Origin of the sequence: Microbacterium sp. AG790 (genome assembly GCF_003634765.1) — a bacterium.
In the GTDB taxonomy this organism is placed as follows: Bacteria; Actinomycetota; Actinomycetes; order Actinomycetales; family Microbacteriaceae; genus Microbacterium.
The window spans coordinates 167,137-189,719 of the sequence record NZ_RBWZ01000009.1; the positions used below are offsets into that span (position 1 = coordinate 167,137).

General features: G+C 70.7%; 19 protein-coding genes and 1 tRNA gene. 4 read left to right on the forward strand and 16 right to left on the reverse strand.

The features are described from left to right. Window positions 1–48 precede the first annotated feature (48 nt). Window positions 49–1,650, forward strand: coding sequence for an amidohydrolase (locus DEU37_RS10385; RefSeq protein WP_121190612.1), 1,602 nt, complete (start codon window positions 49–51; stop codon window positions 1,648–1,650). A gap of 12 nt (window positions 1,651–1,662) precedes the next feature. Here the strand turns inward: DEU37_RS10385 and DEU37_RS10390 are convergent, their stop codons facing one another. The 10 genes from DEU37_RS10390 to DEU37_RS10435 all read right to left on the reverse strand — a co-directional run bounded on the left by DEU37_RS10390 (window position 1,663) and on the right by DEU37_RS10435 (window position 13,823). Further along, complete coding sequence (locus DEU37_RS10390; RefSeq protein WP_121190613.1) at window positions 1,663–2,064, reverse strand: phage holin family protein; 402 nt, start codon at window positions 2,062–2,064, stop codon at window positions 1,663–1,665. A 31-nt stretch (window positions 2,065–2,095) separates the two neighbouring features. Then, a complete protein-coding gene (gene prfA, locus DEU37_RS10395) occupies window positions 2,096–3,172 on the reverse strand; it encodes a peptide chain release factor 1 (protein ID WP_121190614.1) in 1,077 nt (358 codons plus the stop codon). Between the two features lie 11 nt (window positions 3,173–3,183). Further along, window positions 3,184–5,235 carry a transcription termination factor Rho gene (gene rho / locus DEU37_RS10400; RefSeq protein ID WP_183043651.1) on the reverse strand — a complete coding sequence of 684 codons (2,052 nt, stop codon included), beginning with the start codon at window positions 5,233–5,235 and terminating at the stop codon, window positions 3,184–3,186. Between the two features lie 165 nt (window positions 5,236–5,400). Beyond that, window positions 5,401–6,345, reverse strand: coding sequence for a homoserine kinase (gene thrB, locus DEU37_RS10405; protein WP_121190615.1), 945 nt, complete (start codon window positions 6,343–6,345; stop codon window positions 5,401–5,403). After that, window positions 6,342–7,412 (reverse strand): threonine synthase, encoded by a 1,071-nt coding sequence (thrC, locus tag DEU37_RS10410; RefSeq protein ID WP_016463320.1) that lies wholly within the window; start codon window positions 7,410–7,412, stop codon window positions 6,342–6,344. The genes thrB and thrC overlap by 4 nt, the downstream gene beginning before the upstream one ends. A 35-nt stretch (window positions 7,413–7,447) precedes the next feature. Continuing rightward, window positions 7,448–8,803, reverse strand: coding sequence for a homoserine dehydrogenase (locus tag DEU37_RS10415; RefSeq protein ID WP_121190616.1), 1,356 nt, complete (start codon window positions 8,801–8,803; stop codon window positions 7,448–7,450). Continuing rightward, on the reverse strand, window positions 8,800–10,248 hold the full coding sequence (gene lysA / locus DEU37_RS10420) for a diaminopimelate decarboxylase (protein WP_121190617.1): 1,449 nt from the start codon (window positions 10,246–10,248) through the stop codon (window positions 8,800–8,802). The genes DEU37_RS10415 and lysA overlap by 4 nt, the downstream gene beginning before the upstream one ends. Before the next feature lie 122 nt (window positions 10,249–10,370). Further along, complete coding sequence (locus tag DEU37_RS10425) at window positions 10,371–11,210, reverse strand: DUF2993 domain-containing protein (RefSeq protein ID WP_121190618.1); 840 nt, start codon at window positions 11,208–11,210, stop codon at window positions 10,371–10,373. Window position 11,211: 1 nt separating this feature from the next. Next, window positions 11,212–12,879 (reverse strand): arginine--tRNA ligase, encoded by a 1,668-nt coding sequence (locus DEU37_RS10430; protein ID WP_121190619.1) that lies wholly within the window; start codon window positions 12,877–12,879, stop codon window positions 11,212–11,214. A gap of 98 nt (window positions 12,880–12,977) precedes the next feature. After that, window positions 12,978–13,823 carry a transglutaminase family protein gene (locus DEU37_RS10435; protein ID WP_121190738.1) on the reverse strand — a complete coding sequence of 282 codons (846 nt, stop codon included), beginning with the start codon at window positions 13,821–13,823 and terminating at the stop codon, window positions 12,978–12,980. A gap of 158 nt (window positions 13,824–13,981) precedes the next feature. Here DEU37_RS10435 and DEU37_RS10440 point away from each other — a divergent pair. Beyond that, window positions 13,982–14,054: transfer RNA gene (locus tag DEU37_RS10440), tRNA-Arg, on the forward strand. A gap of 29 nt (window positions 14,055–14,083) precedes the next feature. Here DEU37_RS10440 and DEU37_RS10445 read toward each other — a convergent pair. Then, on the reverse strand, window positions 14,084–14,836 hold the full coding sequence (locus DEU37_RS10445) for an SDR family NAD(P)-dependent oxidoreductase (protein WP_121190620.1): 753 nt from the start codon (window positions 14,834–14,836) through the stop codon (window positions 14,084–14,086). A gap of 106 nt (window positions 14,837–14,942) precedes the next feature. Beyond that, window positions 14,943–16,208 carry an LCP family protein gene (locus DEU37_RS10450; RefSeq protein ID WP_259457250.1) on the reverse strand — a complete coding sequence of 422 codons (1,266 nt, stop codon included), beginning with the start codon at window positions 16,206–16,208 and terminating at the stop codon, window positions 14,943–14,945. 127 nt (window positions 16,209–16,335) lie between these two features. Between DEU37_RS10450 and DEU37_RS14865 the strand changes: the two genes are divergently transcribed. Both DEU37_RS14865 and DEU37_RS10455 read left to right on the forward strand, forming a co-directional pair. Then, on the forward strand, window positions 16,336–16,497 hold the full coding sequence (locus DEU37_RS14865) for a hypothetical protein (RefSeq protein ID WP_183043652.1): 162 nt from the start codon (window positions 16,336–16,338) through the stop codon (window positions 16,495–16,497). A gap of 58 nt (window positions 16,498–16,555) precedes the next feature. Then, window positions 16,556–18,667: a phosphatidylglycerol lysyltransferase domain-containing protein gene (locus tag DEU37_RS10455; protein WP_121190622.1), complete on the forward strand. Its 2,112-nt coding sequence runs from the start codon at window positions 16,556–16,558 to the stop codon at window positions 18,665–18,667. Window positions 18,668–18,691: 24 nt separating this feature from the next. Here the strand turns inward: DEU37_RS10455 and DEU37_RS10460 are convergent, their stop codons facing one another. From DEU37_RS10460 to DEU37_RS10475, 4 genes are read right to left on the reverse strand one after another with little or no spacing between them, the layout of a single operon-like run. Then, window positions 18,692–19,534, reverse strand: a complete 843-nt coding sequence (locus DEU37_RS10460) for a CPBP family intramembrane glutamic endopeptidase (RefSeq protein WP_121190623.1) — start codon at window positions 19,532–19,534, stop codon at window positions 18,692–18,694. Beyond that, a complete protein-coding gene (locus DEU37_RS10465) occupies window positions 19,531–20,829 on the reverse strand; it encodes an MFS transporter (RefSeq protein WP_121190624.1) in 1,299 nt (432 codons plus the stop codon). Before DEU37_RS10465 ends, DEU37_RS10460 begins: the two co-directional genes overlap by 4 nt. Continuing rightward, window positions 20,826–21,572 (reverse strand): tRNA (guanosine(46)-N7)-methyltransferase TrmB, encoded by a 747-nt coding sequence (trmB, locus tag DEU37_RS10470; protein WP_121190625.1) that lies wholly within the window; start codon window positions 21,570–21,572, stop codon window positions 20,826–20,828. Before trmB ends, DEU37_RS10465 begins: the two co-directional genes overlap by 4 nt. A gap of 56 nt (window positions 21,573–21,628) precedes the next feature. Next, window positions 21,629–22,477 (reverse strand): DUF3097 family protein, encoded by an 849-nt coding sequence (locus DEU37_RS10475; protein WP_121190626.1) that lies wholly within the window; start codon window positions 22,475–22,477, stop codon window positions 21,629–21,631. Window positions 22,478–22,583 lie beyond the last annotated feature (106 nt).

A 22,583-nucleotide genomic window follows, 5' to 3' on the forward strand; every position in this document is an offset into this window, starting at 1 on the left:
CGCCTACTGTAGCAAACGGAAGACACATTCCGTTTAGTGAAGGGCAGGATGACAGTGGTCCGTTCGAGCGCAGAGACCGTCATCGATATCGCCGGCGCAGACGGCGTCCGCACCGCGATCGCGATCGTCGACGGCGTGATCGCCGACATCGCGCGAGACGACGTCGACGCCGCCGTCGCACGGTGGCGCGGACCGCAAACGGATCACCTCCGCCTGGACGGTGTCGCCCACCCCGCCTTCATCGACACCCACAACCATCTGATGCTCACCTCCGCGAACGAGCTGGGCGTGCCGATGGCGGCGAGGCGGAGCATTGCGGACATCGTCGACGGCATCCGCGAGCGGGCCGCCACCACGCCGCACGGCGAGTGGGTCGTCACCGCCGCGGACTGGCACGAGTCGGGCATCGCCGAGGGGCGCCTGCCGTCTGCGGCGGAGCTGGATGCCGCGACCGCCGACCATCCCATCCTGGTGCTGCGCGGGGGGCACAACGGCAGCGCCAACGGTCTCGCTCTCGCCCGCGCCGGCATCGATGCCTCCTCCCCCGACATCGCGGGCGGCATCATCGCCCGCGACGGGCAGCGACGGCCCCTCGGACCTCTGCAGGACGAGGCGCTCGTCGCTGTCCAGCGACTGCTCCCCGCGCCGAGCGAGCACGATCTCGTCGACGGCATCGACACGGTCTCGGCACGCTATCGCGCGCACGGCATCGGCGTCGTGCGCGACGCGGCGGTCTCCGTCTCGGACGTCGCGGCCCTGCGCGCCGCACACCGCGACGGCCGCCTGCACGTGCGCACGCGCGCGATGATCCTGAGCCCGATGAGCGCGATCGCGGCGGCGGGCGGCATCGATGCGTACCTCGACGCCCTCGAAGCGCAGGGCCTGCATCCCGACGACGGCGACGACGTCCTGCGGGTGTGGGGGCTGAAGATCCTCCTCGACGGCGGCGTGGAGGCCGCGGCCCTCGCCGAGCCCTTCACCGATCGCCCGGAGTTCACGGGCACACTGCTCGGCGACACCCCCGCGACCACCGAGATCGTCTCCGCCTGCGTGCGGCGCGGGTGGCGGGTGGGTGCGCACGCCATGGGCGAGCGGGCGATCCAGACGTTCCTCGACGCCGTCGACGCCGCGCGCAGCGCGCGGCTGGTGCCGGCGGCGGGACAGGTCGTGATCGAGCACGGTGCGCTGATCACCGGCGCACAGCGGCGCCAGGCCCGCGACGCCGGTGTCGCCCTCACCGGCCAGCAGGCGCTGCGCGACGGCCTCGTCGGGCCGTTCCTGCACGCCCTCGGACCCGACCGCGTCGCGCGGATGTTCCCCTGGCGTGCGCTGGTCGACGACGGCGTGGAGATCAGCGCGGGCACGGACCACCCGATCGGCCCGCTCGACCCGCTGCAGGGCATTGTGGGCATGACGACCCGGCGCACGCGGGCGGGCGTTCTCGGTCCCGACCAGGCCATCGAGCGCGCCGAGGCACTGAGCCTCTACACGACGGCCGGGGCGCGTCTTCTCGGCGGCGGCCTCACCGGCGCGCTGACGGTCGGCTCCCCCGCCGACATCGTCGTCTGGCCCGTCGATCTCGAGGCGGCATCCGCCGAGGACCTCGCGGGGATGCGCCCGGTCGCCTCATGGGTCGCGGGCCGGCGCTGAGCCGGTCGCAGGTCAGTCGCGGCGGGCGGCGACCTTCTTCTTCAGCAGCACGGCCGGCAGCAGGAACGCCGCGATCGCGGTGACGACCCAGACGATCATCGGCGCCACGACCCACGTCCACCACGGGGCGCCGATCGTGAGACCCGCTCCGGGGATGATGGCCGTCACCAGCAGGGCGACGAAGGTCGAGACGATGCCGATGCCGCCGAGGAACGCGGGCGCGTTGCGCTGGGCGACCCGCGCGAGCCAGGGGGCGAGCACGCTCTGCAGCACGGCGAAGATGACGATCGCCAGGATGAACCCGCCGGGGTTGCGCCAGTCGATCGCGAACCCGGGCAGCACGACGTCGGCGACGATGAGGCCGACCGCGGCCGATGCGAGGAAGACGACGGCGCGCAACAGGAACGTGATCATGACGCGAGCGTAGCGCCCTTCTCGGCCCCGGTCAGTCGGCGCCCAGAGCGGCGAGCCGCGCCTCCTCGTCGGCGGAGATCGCCGATTCGATGAGCGGCCCCAGCGCCCCGTCCATCACGTGGTCGAGGTTGTAGGCCTTGTACCCGGTGCGGTGATCGGCGATGCGGTTCTCGGGGAAGTTGTACGTGCGGATGCGCTCCGAGCGGTCCATCCCCCGGATCTGCGAACGACGGGCGTCGGATGCCGCGGCATCCCGCTCCTCCTGCTGCTTCGCGAGCAGTCGCGCACGCAGCACGCGCATGCCCGCCTCGCGGTTCTGCAGCTGGCTCTTCTCGTTCTGCATCGAGACGACGATGCCGCTCGGAAGGTGCGTGATGCGCACGGCGGAGTCGGTCGTGTTGACCGACTGTCCCCCCGGTCCCGAGGAGCGGAACACGTCGATCTTCAGGTCGTTGGCGTCGATCTGCACCTCTTCGGGCTCGTCGACCTCCGGGAAGACCAGCACCCCGGTCGTCGAGGTGTGGATGCGCCCCTGCGACTCGGTCGCGGGAACCCGCTGCACGCGGTGCACGCCGCCCTCGTACTTGAGGTGGGCCCACACACCCTGCGCCGGATCGGTCGAGCTGCCCTTGATGGCGACCTGGACGTCCTTGTAGCCGCCGAGGTCGGACTCGTTGCGCTCCAGCAGCTCGGTCTTCCAGCCCATGGATGCCGCGTACTGCAGATACATCCGCAGCAGATCGGCCGCGAACAGCGCCGACTCGGCACCGCCCTCCCCCGCTTTGACCTCGAGGATCACGTCGCGCGCATCGTCGGGGTCGCGTGGGATGAGCAGACGCCGCAGCTTCTCCTGCGTCGCCGCGACCCGTTCTTCGAGCGCCGGGACCTCCTCGGCGAAAGCGTCGTCCTCGCGGGCGAGTTCACGCGCCGCCGCGAGGTCGTCGTCGGCCGCCCGCCATGCGTCGTGGGCCGCGACGATCCTGGACAGCTCGGCGTAGCGCCGGTTGACGCGCTTGGCGCGCGCGGCATCGGCGTGCACCGCGGGGTCGGAGAGTTCCTCCTGGACCGCGCGGTGCTCGTCGATCAGCGCCTGGACGGACTCGAACACGACGAGCCCGCTCAGCGGATGCTGTTCTCGTGCCCGTGGCTGTGGCCGCCGCCGGCCGTGGACACCGACTTCATCTGCACGTTCTGCATCTGGTAGAGGAACTCGACGTTGGAGCTCGTCTCCTTGAGCTTGCCGAGCACCACCTCGAGGGCCTGCTGCGGGTCGAGGCCGGCGAGGGCGCGACGCAGCTTCCAGGTGATCTTCACCTCATCGGGGTTCAGCAGCATCTCCTCGCGGCGGGTCGAGGACGCGTTGACGTCGACGGCCGGGAAGATCCGCTTGTCGGCCAGCTGGCGCGACAGGCGCAGCTCGCTGTTGCCGGTGCCCTTGAACTCCTCGAAGATGACCTCGTCCATCTTCGAGCCGGTCTCCACGAGCGCCGTGGCGAGAATGGTCAGCGAGCCGCCGTTCTCGATGTTGCGGGCTGCCCCGAAGAAGCGCTTGGGCGGGTACAGCGCCGACGCGTCGACGCCGCCGCTGAGCACGCGGCCGCTCGTGGGTGCAGAGATGTTGTACGCGCGGCCGAGGCGCGTGATCGAGTCGAGGAGCACGACGACATCGCGGCCGAGCTCGACGAGGCGCTTCGCGCGCTCGATGGCCAGCTCCGCGACCGTGGTGTGGTCTTCGGCGGGACGGTCGAAGGTGGAGGCGATGACCTCACCCTTGACGGTCCGCTGCATGTCGGTGACCTCTTCGGGACGCTCGTCGACGAGCACGACCATGAGGTGGACTTCGGGGTTGTTCGTCGCGATCGCGTTGGCGATCTGCTGCAGCACGATCGTCTTGCCGGCCTTGGGCGGGGCGACGATGAGGCCGCGCTGGCCCTTTCCGATGGGCGCGACGAGGTCGATGATGCGCTGCGTGAGCTTCTCCGGCGCCGTCTCCAGGCGCAGGCGCTCCTGCGGGTAGAGCGGGGTGAGCTTGCCGAACTCGACACGCTCGGCGGCGTCGTCGACCGACAGCCCGTTGATGGCGTCGACCTTGACCAGCGCGTTGTACTTCTGGCGGCTGGACTGCTCGCCCTCGCGCGGCTGCTTGATGGCGCCGACGACGGCGTCGCCCTTGCGCAGGTTGTACTTCTTGACCTGGCCGAGCGACACGTAGACGTCGCTCGCCCCCGGCAGGTAGCCGGTGGTGCGCACGAAAGCGTAGTTGTCGAGGACGTCGAGGATGCCGGCGATCGGGATGAGGACGTCGTCCTCGCCGATCTCGGTCTCGAACTCGTCGCCGTTCTGCGCCGGGCCCCGACGCTTGTTGCGCTGGCGACCGCGGCCCTGGGCCTGCTCGTCGTCGCCGTCTGCGCTCTCTTCGGCGACCGGAGCGGCCGGAGCGTTGTTCTGGGCGTTCTGCGGACCCTGAGCGTTCTGACCGTTCTGGGCGTTCTCGCCGCGCTGACCGCGGTTGCGGCTGCGGCTGCGGCTGCGCGAGCGGCTGCGGCTGGGGGTCTCGCCCTCGGCCGCACCCTCGGCGGCGCTTGCGGCGTCTGCCGCGACGCTGTCCGTGGTCTCGGCACCCGACGCGTCGCCGGTGGCGGCGGTCTCGGCGGCGTCGGCGGGAGTCTCGGCCGTAGCCTCGGCCGCGGGGGTCTCGTCGGCCGCCGTCGGCGTCGAAGCGGCGGACTCTGCCGGGGCCTGCGCGGCGGCAGCGGTCTCGGTCACCGCGTCCGTGGCGGCATCCTCAGCGGGCGCGACGTCGGCGCTCTTCGCGCGGCGCGGCGCACGCTTGCGGGGAGCCTTCGCGGGCTTCTCCTCCGCGACGACGGGCGCCTCCTCCGCCGCAGCGGGCTCGGCCTCCACCGCAGCGGGTTCGGCCTCCACGGGGGCGGGCTCGACCTCGGCGGCGGCGGGAGCCTCGGCATCCGAGGCCACCTCCACGTCGGGGGCCTCGGTCTGAACGGCCTCGGCGGCAGCGGCGGCGGACTCCTCAGCGGGAGCCTCGACCTCAGCGGTCTCGGTGCTCTCGGCGACCGGGGTCGCCTCGGCGGTGTTCTCCTCGACGCCGGTGGCTTGCGCGCTCTCGACGTTCTCGGTGTTCTCGGTCTGGATCTCGGAGAGGGACTCCACGAGTTCTCCTTCGTAGGCATGTGGACGGATACCGTCCGCATCGCGCCGTCCACGACAGGCGCTACCGCTCTCGTGCGCGCATGCACGTCTAGCTCAGACGCGCGATGGTGCAACGTGAGGGTTATGCGGTGGTTCGCAGAATTGCGACGGAGGCCAGATTCACGGTCACGCCGTGGCACCCTCCGTATGGTTCCTCACTGTACCACCCTTGACGTCGACGGCGAGCATGCGCGGTTCCCACGGGGTGTCCGTGACGGATGCCGCGACCTCCGCCGCCTCCAGACGCTGCCCCGGGCCGTCCGCGAGCACGAGGACGCTGGGGCCGGCGCCGGAGACGACGGCGGCGAAACCCCGGGCGCGCAGCGCACGGACGAGCTCATCAGTAGCCGGCATCGCCTGCGCGCGGTACGACTGGTGGAGCTTGTCCTCGGTGGCGGCCATCAGCAGCTCCGGGCTCTGCGTGAGCGCCGCGATCAGCAGCGCCGAACGCGAGACGTTGAACACGGCATCCTCGCGGGGCACCTGGAGGGGGGCGAGCCCCCGGGCGACGGCCGTCGACATCGTGAAGTCGGGAACGAACACCAGCGGCGAGACGCCGCGGTGCACGAGCAGCTTCTTGTGCTGCGGACCGTTCTCGTCCATCCACGCGATCGTCAGTCCGCCGAACAGTGCGGGGGCGACATTGTCGGGGTGGCCTTCGAGCTCGGTCGCCAGGCGCAGGAGCGCGTCGGGGCCGATCTCGACGTCGCCGGCAAGCAGGCCCTTCGCTGCGAGCAGGCCCGCGACGACCGCGGCGCCGGACGATCCCATGCCCCGACCGTGCGGAATCGTGTTGTGCGCCTCGAGGCGGATGCCGGGCATCTCACGGCCGACGGCCTCGAAGGCGTACGCCATCGAGCGCACGACGAGGTGTGAGGCGTCGGTCGGCACCTCGCCCGCACCCTCCCCCGACACGACGATCTCCAGAGCACTGTCCGCCAGCGCGGTGACGGTGAGCTCGTCGTACGAGCTCAGCGCGAGTCCGAGCGTGTCGAAGCCGGGACCGAGGTTGGCGCTCGTGGCGGGAACACGAACCGCGACGGAACGTTCCGCCGAAGCCATGGCCGTCATGCCAGGTCGAGGACGGAGGCGACCTCACTGGTCGTCGCATCGACGACCGTGGGCTCGACCTCGGTGCCGTCGGCCTTGCGCAGGGCCCACTGGGGATCCTTCAGGCCGTGGCCGGTGACCGTGATGACGATCGTTGCGCCCGCGGGGATGACGCCCGCCTCGGCACGGTCGAGCAGACCCGCGACGCCGATGGCCGACGCCGGCTCGACGAAGACGCCGGCCGTGCTGGCCAGCAGCTTCTGCGCCGCGAGGATGCGTGCATCGTCGATCGCGCCGAACCAGCCCTGCGTCGCGTCGCGGGCTTCGAGCGCGAGCTCCCACGACGCGGGGTTGCCGATGCGGATGGCCGAGGCGATCGTCTCGGGGTTGCGGACGACCTCGCCGCGCACGAGAGGCGCCGAGCCTTCGGCCTGGAAGCCGAACATCCGCGGCACCTTGGTCGCCACGCCACGCGCCGCCTCTTCGCGGTACCCGCGCGAGTACGCCGTGTAGTTGCCGGCATTTCCGACCGGGATCAGGTGGAAGTCGGGCGCGTCGCCGAGCTGCGAGACGACCTCGTAGGCGGCCGTCTTCTGACCCTCGATGCGGTCGGGGTTGACCGAGTTGACGAGGTGGACGGGGTAGTTGTCGGCGAGCTCGCGAGCGATCTCGAGGCAGTCGTCGAAGTTGCCGCGCACCTGGATCAGCCGACCGCCGTGCACGACCGCCTGGCTGAGCTTGCCCATCGCGATCTTGCCCTCCGGCACCAGCACGGCCGCGGTGATGCCCGCGTGGGCCGCGTACGCGGCGGCGGATGCCGAGGTGTTGCCGGTCGAGGCACAGATGACGGCCTTCGCACCGTGCTCGACGGCGCGCGAGAGCGCGACGGTCATGCCGCGGTCCTTGAACGAGCCGGTCGGGTTCATGCCCTCGAACTTGATGAAGACGTTCGCGCCGGTCTGCTGCGACAGCGCGGCGGCCGGAATCAGCGGCGTGCCTCCCTCGCCGAGCGTCACGACCGTGGACGCCTCGGTGACACCGAGCCGATCGGCGTACTCGCGCAGGACTCCCTGCCAGACGTGTGCCATCTCCATCTCCTTCTTGCGGTGCCGCGACCGCGAGTTCAGTTTCCTTCGACGCGCAGGACCGACACGACCCGGTCGACCACGCCGCTGGCGGCGAGACGGTCGACGGTGTCGCTGAGATCCTGCTCGCGGGCCGTGTGGGTGCCGATGACGAGGCGCGCGATGCCCGCGACGCCCTGTGCGGCGGGGAGCAGGCTCTTCTCCTCCGCAGCCGGTTCGATGGTCTGCTCGATCGTCGCGATCGAGACCCGACCCTCACTGAGGATGCCGGCGACGGTGGCCAGAACGCCCGGCTCGTCGGAGACCTCGAGGGTGATCTGGTAACGCGTCGTCACGCGGCCGATCGGCACGACCGGAAGGTTCGCACGCGTGGACTCACCGACGCCCACACCGCCGGCGATGTGGCGGCGGGCGGCCGAGACGACATCGCCGAGCACCGCCGACGCGGTCTGCACGCCGCCGGCACCCGCGCCGTAGAACATGAGGTTTCCGGCGGCTTCGGCCTGCACGAACACCGCGTTGTTGGCGCCGTGGACGCTCGCCAGCGGGTGCTCTCGCGGAATCAGCGCGGGGTACACCCGCACCGAGATGGCTTCGCCGGTGGGCGAGTCCGCCTCGGCATCCGTGATGCGCTCGCACACCGCGAGCAGCTTGATGACGTAGCCGGCGTGGCGCGCCGCGTCGATCGTCTGGCGGTCGATGCCGGTGATGCCTTCGCGGTGCACGGCCTCGAGAGGCACGGCCGTGTGGAACGCGAGGGACGCGAGGATGGCGGCCTTCTGCGCCGCGTCGTAGCCTTCGACATCGGCCGTGGGGTCGGCTTCGGCGTAACCGAGTCGCTGCGCGTCGGCGAGGACGTCCGCGAACTCGGTGCCCTCGGTGTCCATGCGATCGAGGATGTAGTTCGTGGTGCCGTTGACGATGCCCATGATGCGCTGCACACGGTCACCGGCCAGCGAGTCGCGCAGCGGACGGATGATCGGGATGGCGCCGGCGGCCGCGGCCTCGTAGTAGACGGAGGCGCCCACCTGGTCGGCAGCGTCGAAGATCTCGGGACCGTGGGTGGCCAGCAGAGCTTTGTTCGCGGTGACGACGTCGGCGCCGGACGAGAGGGCGAGCAGGATGTCGGTGCGGGCCGGCTCGATGCCGCCCATGAGCTCGATGACGATGTCAGCGCCCACGATCAGCTGCTCCGAGTCGGTGGTGAACAGCTCTCGGGGCAGGTCGGTGTCGCGGGGAGCGTCGGGGTTGCGCACCGCGATGCCGACGAGTTCGAGGGCAGCCCCCGCACGGTCGGAGAGCTCGTCCGCGTGCGTGCGCAGGAGGTCGGCCACCTGGGATCCGACGGCTCCGGCTCCGAGCAGGGCCACGCGCAGTCGACGGTAGTCGGTCATTCGTTCTCCTCAGCCGGGGATGTCTCGGGCGATGCGGGGGCCGCGACCCCGAGATCGCGCGCGAGCAGGTCGTCGATGCTCTCGCCGCGGACGATGACGCGGGCGGCGCCGCCCCGCACCGCGACGACGGGCGGACGGGGCACGAAGTTGTAGTTGCTCGACAACGAGAAGCAGTAGGCGCCCGTCGCCGGCACCGCGAGAAGGTCGCCGGGAGTGATGTCGCCGGGCAGGTACTCGGCGTCGACGACGACGTCGCCGGACTCGCAGTGACGGCCCACGACGCGCGACAGGGCGGGCGCGGCATCCGAGGTGCGTGAGGCGAGGCGCGCCGAGTACTGCGCGCCGTACAGCGCGGGCCGGGCGTTGTCGCTCATGCCGCCGTCGACACTCACGTAGAGGCGGGTGAGGTCGTCGCTGGCGCGGACGGGCTTGACCGTGCCGACTTCGTAGAGCGTGACGCCGGCGCGTCCGACGATCGTGCGGCCCGGCTCGAACGCGAGATTCGGCAGGGGGATGCCGCGCACGTCGCACTCCCGCGCGACGGCCTCGACGATACCCTCGGCGAGATCGGCGATCGGCGTGGGCTCGTCGACCGATGTGTAGGCGATGCCGAAGCCGCCACCGAGGTTGAGGAGCGGGATGTCGCCGCCCGCGAGCAGCTCGGCGTGGAGGTCGACCACGCGCGCCGCGGACTCTTCGAATCCGCGGGTACCGAAGATCTGCGAGCCGATGTGACAGTGCAACCCGACGAAGCGCAGGCCCGGCAGTTCGCGGATGCGGGCGACGACCGCGGGGGCGTCGGACAGGGCGAAGCCGAACTTCTGGTCTTCGTGGGCGGTCGCCAGGAAATCGTGCGTCTCGGCGTGCACACCACTGTTGACGCGGACGAGCACCGCCTGCGGGGCCGCATCGTCCGCGCGGCGCCGCTCGACGATCGCGGCGAGACGCTCGAGCTCGATACGTGAGTCGATCACGATCGAGCCGATGCCGATCTCGACGGCGCGCTCGAGCTCGGCGACCGACTTGTTGTTGCCGTGCAGGCCGAGGCGGGACGGATCGGCGCCGGCGGCGAGGGCGACAGCGAGCTCGCCGCCGGTGGCGACGTCGACGGCGAGGCCCTCCTCGGTCACCCAGCGCACGACCTCGGTCGAGAGGAACGCCTTGCCGGCGTAATAGATGCGTGCCTGCACGCCGCGGCGCGCGGCCGCCACGGTGAACGCTTCGCGCACCTCGCGTGCGCGCGTGCGGACACCGTCCTCGTCGAGGACATACAAAGGAGTGCCGAATCGTGCGCGCAGCTCGGCGACGCCGACGCCCGCGATCTCGAGCTGGCCGTCGGCATCACGCGCGGTCGAGGCCGGCCACACCAGCGGCGCGAGCGCGTTCGCATCGGCCGGTTCGGCAAGCCACGCGGGCACGAGCGGGCGGTCGGAGGCGGCGGACACGTGCGGAACCAATCGTGTGGGGTCGGGCTGCCGTCGGTGACGTCACGCCCGGCAGTCCTAGAAGTCTAGGGCACCTGCGCATTCCGGCCCGCGCATGTGACGCGTCGGTGGGAGAGGCTCCCTCAGCTGCACGTGCCCTTCTGCTGCAGCGCCGCATCGACGGTGATCCGCGGATCGACGGCGACGTCGGCGACCACCTGCGCTCCGTCCACGCGCACACCCGACAGCGTGAGCCCCACCGGCAGGTACTGCTTCACGCACACATCCCAGTCGCGCACGACCGTCCGCGCCAACGCTCCGAACTGGTCGATGAGCACGTCGGCCGACACTTCGGCTCCCGAGACACGAAGGGTCCGCGGGGTGAGCACCAGGTCACCGCCGGATGCCGACGGTGTGAGGCTCACGCCGACCGGCACCGAGAGGGAGAACGCCGTCAGCTCGGTGGACATCACGATGTCGGGAGCCTCGACGGTGACGGCATCCGCGGGAAATCCGTCGACGGTACCCAGCAGCGCCCGCACCTGATCCTGGTCGAGCCGCACCGTCGCGCTCGCGCTCTGCAGCGGGGCGTCACCGCGGATGGGCACACCCGCCGCATGCACTTCGACATCGCCGGTCAGCGCGCCCAGGCTCACATCGGCGGCCGAGACCGTGACATCGTCGAGGCGCCCGCCGATCAGCTGCGGGATCACCTGGCCGCGCACATCCACGTCGACGTGCCGATCGGCGGGGATGTCCAGGCGGGAGGCGACCTGGTCGCGAATCGTCCGCTCCACGATGCCGCGGGCGATGTACTCTCCGGCGAACCACGCGCCGACCGCCAGCAGCACGACCGCGAGCACCGCGATCAGCCACGGCCAGCGGCGGCTGCGCCGTCGCGGGGCGGATGCCGCGGCATCCGTCGACAGCACCCACCGCGCAGAGGGGTCGGCAAGCGGCTGCGTGGGGCGCTGGTCGTTCACGTCACATCCGCTCCGGTGCGCTCACTCCGAGCAGATCCAGGCCGTTGCGGAGCACCTGACCGGTGGCGTCGTTGAGCCAGAGGCGCGTGCGGTGCAGGTCGGTGACGGGCTCGTCGCCGAGCGGGGTCACGCGGCAGTTGTCGTACCACCGGTGATACAGGCTCGCGAGCTCTTCGAGGTAGCGCGCGACGCGGTGCGGCTCGCGCACCTCGGCGGCGTAGGCCACGATGCGCGGGAACTCCTGCAGTGCCCCGAGCAGCGCCGACTCGGTCTCGTGCTCGAGCAGCTCGGGGGCGAAGACGCTGCGATCGACACCGGAGTCAGCGGCGTTGCGGGCGACGTTGTGCGTGCGGGCGTGCGCGTACTGCACGTAGAACACGGGGTTGTCGTTCGTGCGCTTCGTGAGGATCTCGGGATCGAGCGTCAGCGGCGAGTCGGCGGGGTAGCGCGCCAGCGAGTAGCGCAGCGCGTCGGTGCCGAGCCAGTCGCGCAGGTCGTCGAGCTCGATGATGTTGCCGGCGCGCTTGGACAGGCGGGCGCCGTTGACCGACACGAGCTGACCGATGAGCACCTCGATGTCCTTCTCGGGGTCGTCGCCGGCAGCACCGGCGAGCGCCTTGAGGCGGTGGACGTAGCCGTGGTGGTCGGCGCCGAGCAGATAGATCTTGTGCGCGAAGCCGCGGTCGCTCTTGTTCAGGTAGTACGCGGCGTCGGCGGCGAAGTAGGTGTACTCGCCGTTGGAGCGGCGGATGACACGATCCTTGTCGTCGCCGAAGTCGGTCGTGCGCACCCAGATGGCGTCGTCCTGCTCGAACACGTGGCCCTGCGCGCGCAGACGGTCGACGGCCTCGTCGACGAGGCTGGGCTCGCCGTTCGGGCCGTGCGCGTGGAGCGTGCGCTCGCTGAAGAAGACGTCGAAGTGCACGTTGAACTTCTCCAGCGACGCCTGCAGATCGGCGAGCTGCAGGGTGTAGGCGCGGTCGCGCGCCTGCACAAGCTGCTCGTCGTCGGACAGATCGAGGATGCCGGGCAGCTCGGCGAGCACGCGGCTGGCGAGGTCGCCGATGTACGAGCCCGGGTAGCCGTCCTCGGGCGTCGGCTCGCCCTTGATCGCGGCGAGGACGGAACGTCCGAAGCGGTCCATCTGCGCGCCCGCGTCGTTGATGTAGAACTCGCGCACGAGCGTCGCGCCGCTGGCCAGCAGCACGCGGGCGATCGCGTCGCCGAGCGCTGCCCACCGGGTGTGCCCGATGTGCATGGGGCCGGTGGGGTTGGCGCTGACGAACTCGAGGTTGATGCTCTGTCCGCGCTGGGTGTCGTTGGTGCCGTAGGCCGCGCCCGCCTCGACGATGGTCTTGGCGAGGGCGCCGGCCGCTCCCGCTTCGAGGCGGATGTTGATGAACCCCGGCCCGGCGACCTCGACGCTGGCGACGCCGTCGGTCGCGGCGAGCGCGTCGGCGATCTCCTGCGCGAACTCGCGCGGGTTCACCCCGACGACCTTGCCGAGCTTCAGGGCGGCGTTGGACGCCCAGTCGCCGTGGTCACGGTTGCGCGGGCGCTCCAGGGGGAAATCGGCCGCGGTCAGACCGGCGCTCGAGCCGGGACGTCGTGCCTCGGCGAGCGGGGCGATGACGGCGAGGAGGGCGGCGGCGAGGGCATCGGGATTCATAGCCCGTCAAGTCTACGGGCGCCCGCTGTCCCCCACCTGCGTGCGGACCTCGGCATCCGCGCCGCCGCGCGCGCCGGCGGAGCAGCCACCGGTCAGGGTCAGGCGAGCTGGATGAGTTCGGCGAAGTCGTCCAGAGCGGGGTCGGATGCCGCCGCGGCGGCATCCTGCGCCCCCACGTCGGCCGCATCGTCGGGCAGGACGCACGCGTCGACGCGCATGCGCTGCAGGCCCACATAGCCGCCGTGGTAGCTGAGGAAGGCACAGTCGGCGGCGTCGCGACCGGTCGCGATGCGCACGAGCGAGCGGCGGTTGGCGAGCCGGGTGGCGTCGATGACGTACCAGCTGCCGTCGAGGTAGGCCTCGGCCACGGCGTGGAAGTCCATGGGGCGAAGGCCGGGGGCGAAGCACGCGGCGTAGCGGGCGGGCATGTCCATGGCGCGCAGCAGTGCGATGACGACGTGCGCGTAGTCGCGGCAGACGCCCTGTCCGGTCATGAGGGTCGTGACGGCGGAGTCGGTGCCCTGGCTCAAACCCGGCGTGTAGGTCGTGCTGGAGGCGACGAACTCGCTGACCGCCGTGATGAGCTCGAGCCCCTGCAGGCCGCGGAACTGGCGGCGCGCCTGCGAGAACACCTCGTCGGACTGGCAGTAGCGGCTCGGACGCAGGTAGGTGATGGCTTCGAGGTCGCTTGTGGCGCGCTGCGCGACCTGCCCGTCGATGAGGGCTTCGTAGCGCACCTCGAGGCGGCCGGCCTCGCCGAGCAGGCGGTGCAGGCGGCTGCCGGACTGGTCGATGATCTCGGTGGGCGTGTAGACGCGATCGCCCTGCGTGAACGTCAGTTCCTCCCGCAGAACCGGTGCCGGTTGGGCCGCGGCGATCTGGAAGATGAGGTCGACGGAAGCACCGAGATCGAGGTCCAGTTCGGCGGTCACGAGGCGTTGCACCGGAGTATCCTCGCACGCCGCGATGGCCTCCGCGTACACCGATGTTTCGACCCTCCAGAGGGATGCCGCAACGCGCCCCCGCCGACCGTCGATCGCCGCAGATCCGGGGCCGCCGGCGGCGTGGCGGAGCCCTCGTCGGTGATACTCTCGATCGGTACGCCTCCGTAGCTCAGGGGATAGAGCGTTGGTTTCCGGTACCAAAGGTCGCAGGTTCGATTCCTGTCGGGGGCACTCCACTACACGGCGCGATCCGCTCGCCGTCAGATCGTCGACCACCCGCCGTCGCTCGGCAGGACGACGCCGTTGATGTTGGCTGACTGATCGCTCAGCAGCCACACGATCGCCGACGCGAGCTGCTCGGCGGTCGCGACAGGGGTCATCAGCGCCTGCATGATCGGACCGATCCGTCCCGCCGCATACTCGCTCTTCATCGGCGCCTCGATGTTGGTCGCGACGGCCCCCGGGGCCACCGCATTCGCACGGATGCCCTGCGGGCCGTAGAAGAATGCCACGCTCTTCGTGAAGCCTGCGATCGCGTGCTTCGACGCCGTGTACGCTGCCCCCGCCGATGAGGCGCGCAATGCCGCCTCCGAGGCGACGTTGACGATGGCGCCCTGCCCGCGCTCGATCATGGCGGGAAGTACCGCACGGGTGAGGCGCATCGGCGCCGTGACGTTCACGCGGAAGACGCGATCCCACGTCTCGTCGTCCACCTCGGCCGGCGGGAGGAAGGCGTCCATGATCCCTGCGACATTCGCCAGCCCGTCGATCGTCGGACCCGCGGCATCCACGATGTGCTGGATCGTCGCGGCGTCGGCGATGTCGCCCGCCACCGTCACGAGTCGATCCACCGACGCTTCAGCTCGCAGGGCGTCGAGCCGCTCTACCGACACATCCGCACCGACGACCCGCGCGCCTTCACCCAACAAGCGCACAGCGGTTGCTCGACCGATCCCCGATCCTGCCCCGGTGACGATGATCGTCCGTCCGGTGAATGTCGACGACTGTACCATGGCTGCTCCTTCGCTGCATCGGCAGCGGCCCGATCGTCGCTGTCGTTGAGACGCTACGCCGCGGACCACGACGACGGAAGCATGCGGGGCTATGAATCTGTCGAGATCAGTTCACGCAGGGCACCGCACCCGACACCATCGGCTGCTGCGAGTTGGTGTAGCTCTGCGAGGCCGGAGACCCCGATGGCGACGGCGATGACCCGTCGGCCCCATCGGAGGGAGAGCTCGGCGCGTCGCTCGCGGCGTCGGTGGGCGCGTCGGTGGGCGCGGCGGTCGGCGACGGCGGGTTGAGCAGGTCGCGCACGATGCCCGCGATCTTGTCCTGGTCGACGATGTTGACGCTCTCGCCGTCGATCGTGCCGAACCGCTCGACCGGCAGCGTCTGGAAGGTGATGTCACCGCCCGCGAGGCGCTGCGCGGTGCTCGCGAGGCTCAGCAGGTCGAAGCCCTGATCGATCGCGACGTACTGCTTCGCCGTGTCGATGAGCGAGCGCATCGCCCCGAAGTCCGTGAACGTCTGCGCACTCTTGAGCTTGACCGCGAGCGAGATCATGAACGCCTGCTGCCGGCGCGTGCGGTCGAGGTCGGTGAGATCGACGTTCTCGTACTGCGTGTCGCGACGCTGCCGCACGAACGCCATCGCCTGCGCGGCGTCGATCTGCTGCATTCCGGCGGCGAAGTCCGCACCCGAGAACGTGTCGGCCGTCGCCTGGTTGAGGCACACCGTGATCGGCTGCACCGCCTGTGCGACGCGGTAGAAGGCGGCCATCGTCACTTCGACGAAGTGGTCGATGCGCACGCCGCCGAGAAACGACGAGACGGTCTGGATCTGCGCCTGCCGCGCGGCGTCGCGGGCTCGCTGATACGCCGTCGCATCGTCGGTGCCGTTGCCGGTCAGCTCGTCGTACGTGGCCTGGAACGTGCGGCCGTAGTCCTCTTTGATCTTGCCCTTCGTGACCCCGTCGGGCGCGTTCGCGTAGTCGACGTAGTCGTCCCTCGGGATCGAGATGCCGACCGCCTTGCCGCCGTTGGCCGGGATGTGGATGAACATCAGCACGTTCGTGTTGTAGCCGCCGACGCTCTCATCCTCCGCGTGGATCGCGTCGTAGATCTCCTGCGGGAAGGGCTTGCCGTCCTGATCGACGCGACTGTCCAGTCCCATCACCAGGATGTTGACCTCTCCCGTGTTCTGCGCGACCCCGGGGCTGGCCGACGGCATCGCGATGTCGGAGCGGTGGATGCCGTTGAGGTCGGAAGCCACGACGGCCACCACTGCGATGACGGCGGCGGCGAGCACGGCGAGAACTCCCACGGTCACCCGGCGGCGCCGGATCTGCACGCGGCGTGAGACGGGACGAGACGTTCGAGACACCGACAGATCGTGTCAGAGGCAACCTATCGCCCCGGTGTGAGAGGCCTGGGAGGATCATCCTCCCGAAGGATGCCGATGCATCCGCGGCACGATGTGGAGCCCACCCTGCTGTTCGTAGCGTCGAGACATGACCACCTCGACCCTCACCCGTTCCTCGTCCTCCCTCGGCGCTGCCATCCTCTCGGTGCTCGGCAGCATGGTGGCGATCGGCGTCATCGCGATCGGCCTGCTCGTCGTGCCCGTCGCCGCCCTCCTCGTCTTCGGCCCCGCACTGCTGGCTCGTCTCTGAGCGTCCGACCACCGCCCGGATACGACGCGGCGACCGTCGCTGCCGGTACGGTGAAGGCATGACGGAGACAGCGCCTGCCGCCTTCCCCGCAGGCGCAGATCAGCTCGCGACGACGCGGGCCCACGCTCTCGTGCGTCTCGTACGCCACCTGCCGGCGACGCTGCTCACCGTGGCCGCCGTCCTCATCGTCGGCATCCTCTCGCAGGGCCTGTGGTCGCCCTTCGACGAGAGCGCCGGCATGGACACGTGGGCGTACGGTCTGCCCGCGCTCGAAGCCGGTCGATGGTGGACGCCCATCACCGGCACGTTCTTCGTCGCTGAGCCCTGGCTGTTCCTGCCGACCCTGATCGGATTCGTCGCGATGGGCGTACTCGAGTACGCCCGCGGCACGCGCGTGGCCCTCGCGTACTTCTGGGTCGGCCAGATCGTCGCCGTCCTGGCGACATCGCTGCTGTTGGCCGTGCTCAGTGTCTTCTCCGGCTGGGAGTGGGTGCAAGACACCGCCACCACGCTCGATGTCGGTGCCAGCGGCGGCACCTTCGCATGTCTTGCCGCCGTGATCGGTCTGCTCGCCTCGCCGTGGCGGCTGCGCGCATGGCTCGTGCTCATCGCGGTCGTCATCGTCGGAGTCCTGGTTCTCGGGACCGTGGCCGACCTCTCCCACCTCATCGCCGTGCTCGTCGTGCTCGTGTTCGACCGCACCCTGCGACCGCGTCGCGCCACCATCCGCGAGCAGCGCCTCATCGCCTTCATCGGCATGCTCGCCTTCGTCGGCATCGAAGTGATCCTGACGCTCATCCCCACCTACGGCCCGTTCGGGACCACCGACCCGCTCTCCAGCGACTGGACGACGACGGCCATCGACGTCGTCGTGGTGCTCGTGATCGCCCAGGGACTGCGGCGCGCGCGGCGCTGGGCGTGGATCTGCGCTCTCGTGCTGCTGGCGCTGAACATCCTGGCCGCGGCGCTGCTCGCGGTCATCGTCACGCTGGACGTGCGTCTCGACCTCGGTGTCCCCGTCGACGGTGAGACCGCGATCGAGATCGGCAGCGGCCTGATCGCGCTCGTGCTGCTCGTCTATCTCATCGTAGTGCGCGCCGCGTTCTCCGGCGCCCGGCGCAGCGAGCTCGGGGCGCCAGGCGCGCAGCCGAGCACCGCCGAGGTCGCCGACCTCATCCGCACGCACGGCGGCGGCACGCTGTCGTGGATGACGACCTGGGAGGGCAACAGCTACCTGCGCACGAGCACCGGCGTCGTCGCCTACCAGATCCGCGCCGGGGCGGCGATCGCCCTCGCCGACCCGCTCGGGCCCGAAGAGGGACGCCCCGCGTCTGTGGCCGAGTTCATCGCGGCATCGGAGGAGGCGGCCCTCATTCCGTGTTTCTTCAGCGCGGGAGCCGCCACGCAGGCGGCCGTGCCGGACTCGTGGCGCGCGCTCGTCGTCGCGGACGACACCATCGTCGACCTGCCGGGCCTGGCCTACACCGGCAAACGGTGGAACTCGGTGCGCACGACCCTCAACCGTGCGGGTCGCGAGGAGATGACCTTCCGCTTGACGCATCTGCGCGACGAGTCGTGGGGCGTGCGCACGCAGGTGCAGGCGATCTCGAACCAGTGGGTCGGCGAGAAGCAGTTGCCCGAGATGCGCTTCACGCTGGGAACGCTCGCCGAAGCGGACGATCCCGAGGTGCGCATCGCGCTCGCCCTCGACGCGCGCGGCGACGTGCACGGCTTCCTGTCGTGGATGCCGGTGTACGGCGAAGGCGTCGTGCGCGGCTGGACGCTCGACCTCATGCGCCGCCGCGAGCACGGGTTCGGACCGGTGATGGAGTACCTGATCGGCAGCTCGGCCGTCGCCTTCCGCGACGAGGGCGCCGAGTTCATGTCACTGTCCGGCGCGCCGCTCACCCACGAGTACCCGCCCGAGGCCCAGGGGCTGGCGGCGCTGAGCACACGACTGTCCGACGCGCTCGAACCGGTGTACGGATTCCAGTCGCTGCACCGCTTCAAGCACAAGTTCCACCCGCGCTACGAGACCATGTCGCTGCTGTTCCGCGACGAGGCCGACCTGCCGCGCATCGGCGCGGGACTCGCGCGCGCGTTCCTGCCCTCCGCGACGACGCGGCAGTTCGCCAGCGCCGGTCTGGAGCTCCTGCGCGGCGAGCGCTGAGCGTCGACGGATGCCGCGGCGCGTTCAGGGCGCCACGAGGAAGAACGCGTCCAGCAGCCCCGGGTTGTGCGCGTGCACGAGCACCGCGAACACGACGGCGTCGAAGAGCAGGTGCACCGTGACGACGTAGCCGAGCGAGCGGGTCTTGAGGAAGATGACCGCCTGCAGCAGAGCGAACGGAATCGTCAGCACCGGCCCCCACGCGCGGTAGCCGAGCTCCCACAGGAACGAGACGAACACGACCGCCTGCAGCACGGTGGCCGCGGCATCCGGGAGATGACGGCGCAGCAGAGCGAACACCGTGCAGATGAAGAACAGCTCGTCCCAGATGCCCACGGCACCGACGCCGACGAACAGCCGGCCGATGAGGTCGGGGCTGTCCACCACCGGCCAGTTGCGGTACACGCCCGAGGTGATGAAGTAGAACGGCAGGATCAGCCAGCCGAGCACGAGCACGGCGACGAGCCAGCCCCACTGCCAGCCGCGCCAGCGTCCCCCACCCCGCCACGGGAATCGGATCGCCCGATCGCGGTACACCCACCGCGAGACGGCGTAGGGCAGCGCGACCGCACCGCCCAGCGCGAGGGTGAATCGCATCATCGAGAGGGTGTCGAGCTTCGCCTCCAGCGAGATCGAACTCACCACGAGCATCCCCATCGCGATGAGCGACAGGTCGCGCGCGAGCGACGGTGCGGATGCTGCGACCCGCCGCCGTTCGAGCGCGACGGCTCCCCCGAGCCCGATGACCAGCAGCGCGATGCCGAGCAGCGGCTGCAGCAGGACGAAGAACGCGGGTGCGGCGAGGCACACCGCCGCCGCGGGAACAATGCCCACCCCGAGCCGCCGCGTGTCGACGACCTGTCTCACGGTGAGCCTTCCTCGTCATCGTGGAGGGGGTGGGCGATCTCGTCCTGCGGCATCCGCGCGACCCACAGCACGATCAGCGACAGCACGAAGGGGACGAGCCCCGCCACGATGAAGATGACGGGGATCGCGACGACGGTGGACAAGGGTCCGGCAAGCGCCATGGAGATGGGCATGAGCGCGAGGGAGACGAAGAAATCCAGGCTCGAGATCCGCCCGAGCATGTGACGCGGCACCCTGCGCTGCAGGAGCGTCCCCCAGATGACGTTGCCGTAGCTGAAGCCGAAGCCGCACGCGAAGCCGCTCACCGCCATCAGCCAGTACTCGTGCGTGAGGCCGATGACCACGAACGGCAAGGTGCTGAGGCCCCACACGAGGGTCATCGCGGTGAGGTAGCGCCGCGGCATCCGCAGCGACGAGACGACGACAGATCCCACCACCCCGCCGGCACCGAAGCAGGCCAGCAGGAAGCCGAACAGACGCGGATCGTCGCCGAAGCGCTCACGGGTGACGAACGGCAGCAGCACCTCCTCGGGACCCATCGTCACGAGCACCCAGATCGTCGCGAACAGCAGCGTCCACAGCAGCCACGGGGTGCGGATCGTGAAGAGCACGGCTTCGACGAGGTCGTGGCGGATGCTCCGGCCCGACACGGCGCCGTCGGACGCGTCGGCGGGGGCGGGAGCCGGTTCGGGGCGGAGGAACAGCAGCAGCACGAGTGCCGCCGCGTGGGCGAGGAGCACGGCGACGGCGGCCTGGCTCGGGATCAGCGCGGCGAGCAGAAGTCCCGCCATCGCGGGGCCGGCGGCCTGCTGCAGGGCGGGACGTACCGCGCCTTCGAGCCCGTTCGCCGGCAGCAGGTGCTCGGCCGGAAGGATGCGCGGAAGGATCGCGCTGTAGGAGGGAAAGAAGAAGCCCGCCCCGGCGCCGAGCACGAGCGAGACGATCGTGAGGTGGACGATCGTGAGGGTGCCGAACTGGCCCACCACGACGACCGAGCCGACGGCGAGGACATTCGCCGTCTCCACGGCACGCAGGATCACCCGGCGCGGCAGGCGGTCGGCGGCGATGCCTCCCGGGATCGCACAGGCGAGAAGACCGATCGCGTTCGCGGCGGCGACGAGGGACAGCTGCACGGGATCGTCGTCGATGCGGATGACCGCGTAGACCATGACGACGGCCCACATCCCGGCCGCCGAGATCGACAGCACGACCGCGCCGAACAAAATGCGGAAGTCGCGGTGCGCCAGCGGGCGCACGGCCCGCCAGCGATCTCGGGCGGGGGGCGCCGTGCTCACGCGCCCGAGGCCACGCGCGGCAGGCGGCGGTAGACGAGGTCGCGGATCTCGCGGCCCTTCGCGAGGCCCTTGCGCTCGAACGCCGTCATCACGCGGCCCCCGAACCGCTCGGCCCACTCACCGTCGAACGCGGGCGCGAACGCGTCGACGCCGGCGAGGACCTCGCGCATCTGCAGGGCGTACTCCTCCCAGTCGGTGGCCAACCGCAGCCGTCCCCCGTCATGCAGCGCCCGCGCGGCGAGCGGCGGGAACGGCGGCGCGATCAGGCGACGCTTGTTGTGCTTCGCCTTGTGCCACGGGTCGGGGAAGAAGATCCACAGCTCATCCACGCTCGCCGCCGGCAGCAGGTGCTCGAGCACCTCGGGAGCATTGGCCTCGACGAGACGGAGGTTGCGGATGCCGGCGCGGTCGGCATCGAGCATGGTGCGCGCCAGCCCCGCGCGGAACACCTCCACCGCGAGGAAATCACGCTCGGGCGCAGCGGCAGCGGCGTGGACGATCGCATGACCCTGACCCGATCCGATCTCGACGGTCAGGGGCGCCGTGCGCCCGAACACCTCGGCGGGCACGATCGCGGTCCCCGGAAGGATGCTGGTGGCCGCGGCATCCCGCTGCACGTCGATGACGTACTGCGGTGACAACTCCGCCCACGCGCGCTCCTGCGCGTCGCTCATCCGGCCGCTGCGGCGCACGAACGAGACGGGCTTGTCGCGGAAACGGGGAGCATCTCTCTCGTGCGGCACCCGACCAGGCTACCGGCGGGCACACTGGTTGCGGCGGCGAGGACCGAGCGACGGGCTCAGGCGGTGACGAAGTCGATGAGCTCTTCGACACGGCCCAGCAGCGCCGGATCGAGGTCGCGGTAGCTGTGCACGGCTCCGAGGATGCGCTGCCACGTACGGGCGATGTCGGCCTGATCGCGCGCCGGCCAGCCGAGAGCGCGGCTGACGCCCACCTTCCACTCGATACCGCGGGGCACGTCGGGCCAGGCCGCGATGCCGAGCGCGCGCGGCGTCACGCACTGCCACACGTCGATGTGCGGGTGACCGACGATCCGCACGTGAGCGCCGTGGGGGCCCCGGGCGACCGCGTCGGCGATGCGCGACTCCTTCGAGCCGGGCACGAGGTGATCGACGAGCACGCCGTAGCGCCGTCCCGGCCCGGGCGGCTCCTCGCGCAGCACGTCTTCGAGCAGGTCGACGCCCTGGAGGTACTCGACCACGACTCCTTCGACGCGAAGATCATCGCCCCACACCTTCTCGACGAGCTCGGCGTCGTGGCGTCCCTCCACGAGGATCCGCGAGGCGCGGGCCACGCGGGCGCGAGCGGTCTCGGCGGCGAACGACCCGGAGGCGGTGCGGCGCGGGCCGGATGCCGCGGCCTTCGGTGCCTCCAGGACGACGGCCTGCCCGTCGATGAGGAAGCCTCCCCCCAGGGGGAACAGTCGGCGGCGGCCGAGGCGGTCCTCCAGCTCGACGTGACCGGACTGGATGCCGGTGACGGCACCGCAGAAGCCGTCACCGGCGATCTCCACCACGAGCTCCGGCGTGGCTGCGACGCGCGGCACCGCGCGGCGGCCCGCGTCTCGCCACCCCGCCGCCAGCACATCTGCGCCGTAGCGGTCGGCACCGAATCCGTCGTTGTTCATGGTTCCTCCGAACGCGACACCATACCGGCCCGCATCGGTGCCGACGCAGGGACAGGCCGGGGAGGGCAAGACCCACGGCATCCCCGCAGGCCGCCTATCGGGTCAT

Bases quoted from the DNA above. Each gene is read 5' to 3' on its own strand.
- thrC (WP_016463320.1), bottom strand. From the start codon at position 7,412: ATGGCACACGTCTGGCAGGGAGTCCTGCGCGAGTACGCCGATCGGCTC.
- DEU37_RS10445 (WP_121190620.1), bottom strand. From the start codon at position 14,836: ATGGTACAGTCGTCGACATTCACCGGACGGACGATCATCGTCACCGGG.
- DEU37_RS10475 (WP_121190626.1), bottom strand. From the start codon at position 22,477: ATGAACAACGACGGATTCGGTGCCGACCGCTACGGCGCAGATGTGCTG.
- DEU37_RS10385 (WP_121190612.1), top strand. From the start codon at position 49: ATGACAGTGGTCCGTTCGAGCGCAGAGACCGTCATCGATATCGCCGGC.
- DEU37_RS10430 (WP_121190619.1), bottom strand. From the start codon at position 12,879: ATGAATCCCGATGCCCTCGCCGCCGCCCTCCTCGCCGTCATCGCCCCG.
- thrB (WP_121190615.1), bottom strand. From the start codon at position 6,345: ATGACGGCCATGGCTTCGGCGGAACGTTCCGTCGCGGTTCGTGTTCCC.
- DEU37_RS14865 (WP_183043652.1), top strand. From the start codon at position 16,336: ATGACCACCTCGACCCTCACCCGTTCCTCGTCCTCCCTCGGCGCTGCC.
- DEU37_RS10390 (WP_121190613.1), bottom strand. From the start codon at position 2,064: ATGATCACGTTCCTGTTGCGCGCCGTCGTCTTCCTCGCATCGGCCGCG.
- DEU37_RS10415 (WP_121190616.1), bottom strand. From the start codon at position 8,803: ATGACCGACTACCGTCGACTGCGCGTGGCCCTGCTCGGAGCCGGAGCC.
- DEU37_RS10455 (WP_121190622.1), top strand. From the start codon at position 16,556: ATGACGGAGACAGCGCCTGCCGCCTTCCCCGCAGGCGCAGATCAGCTC.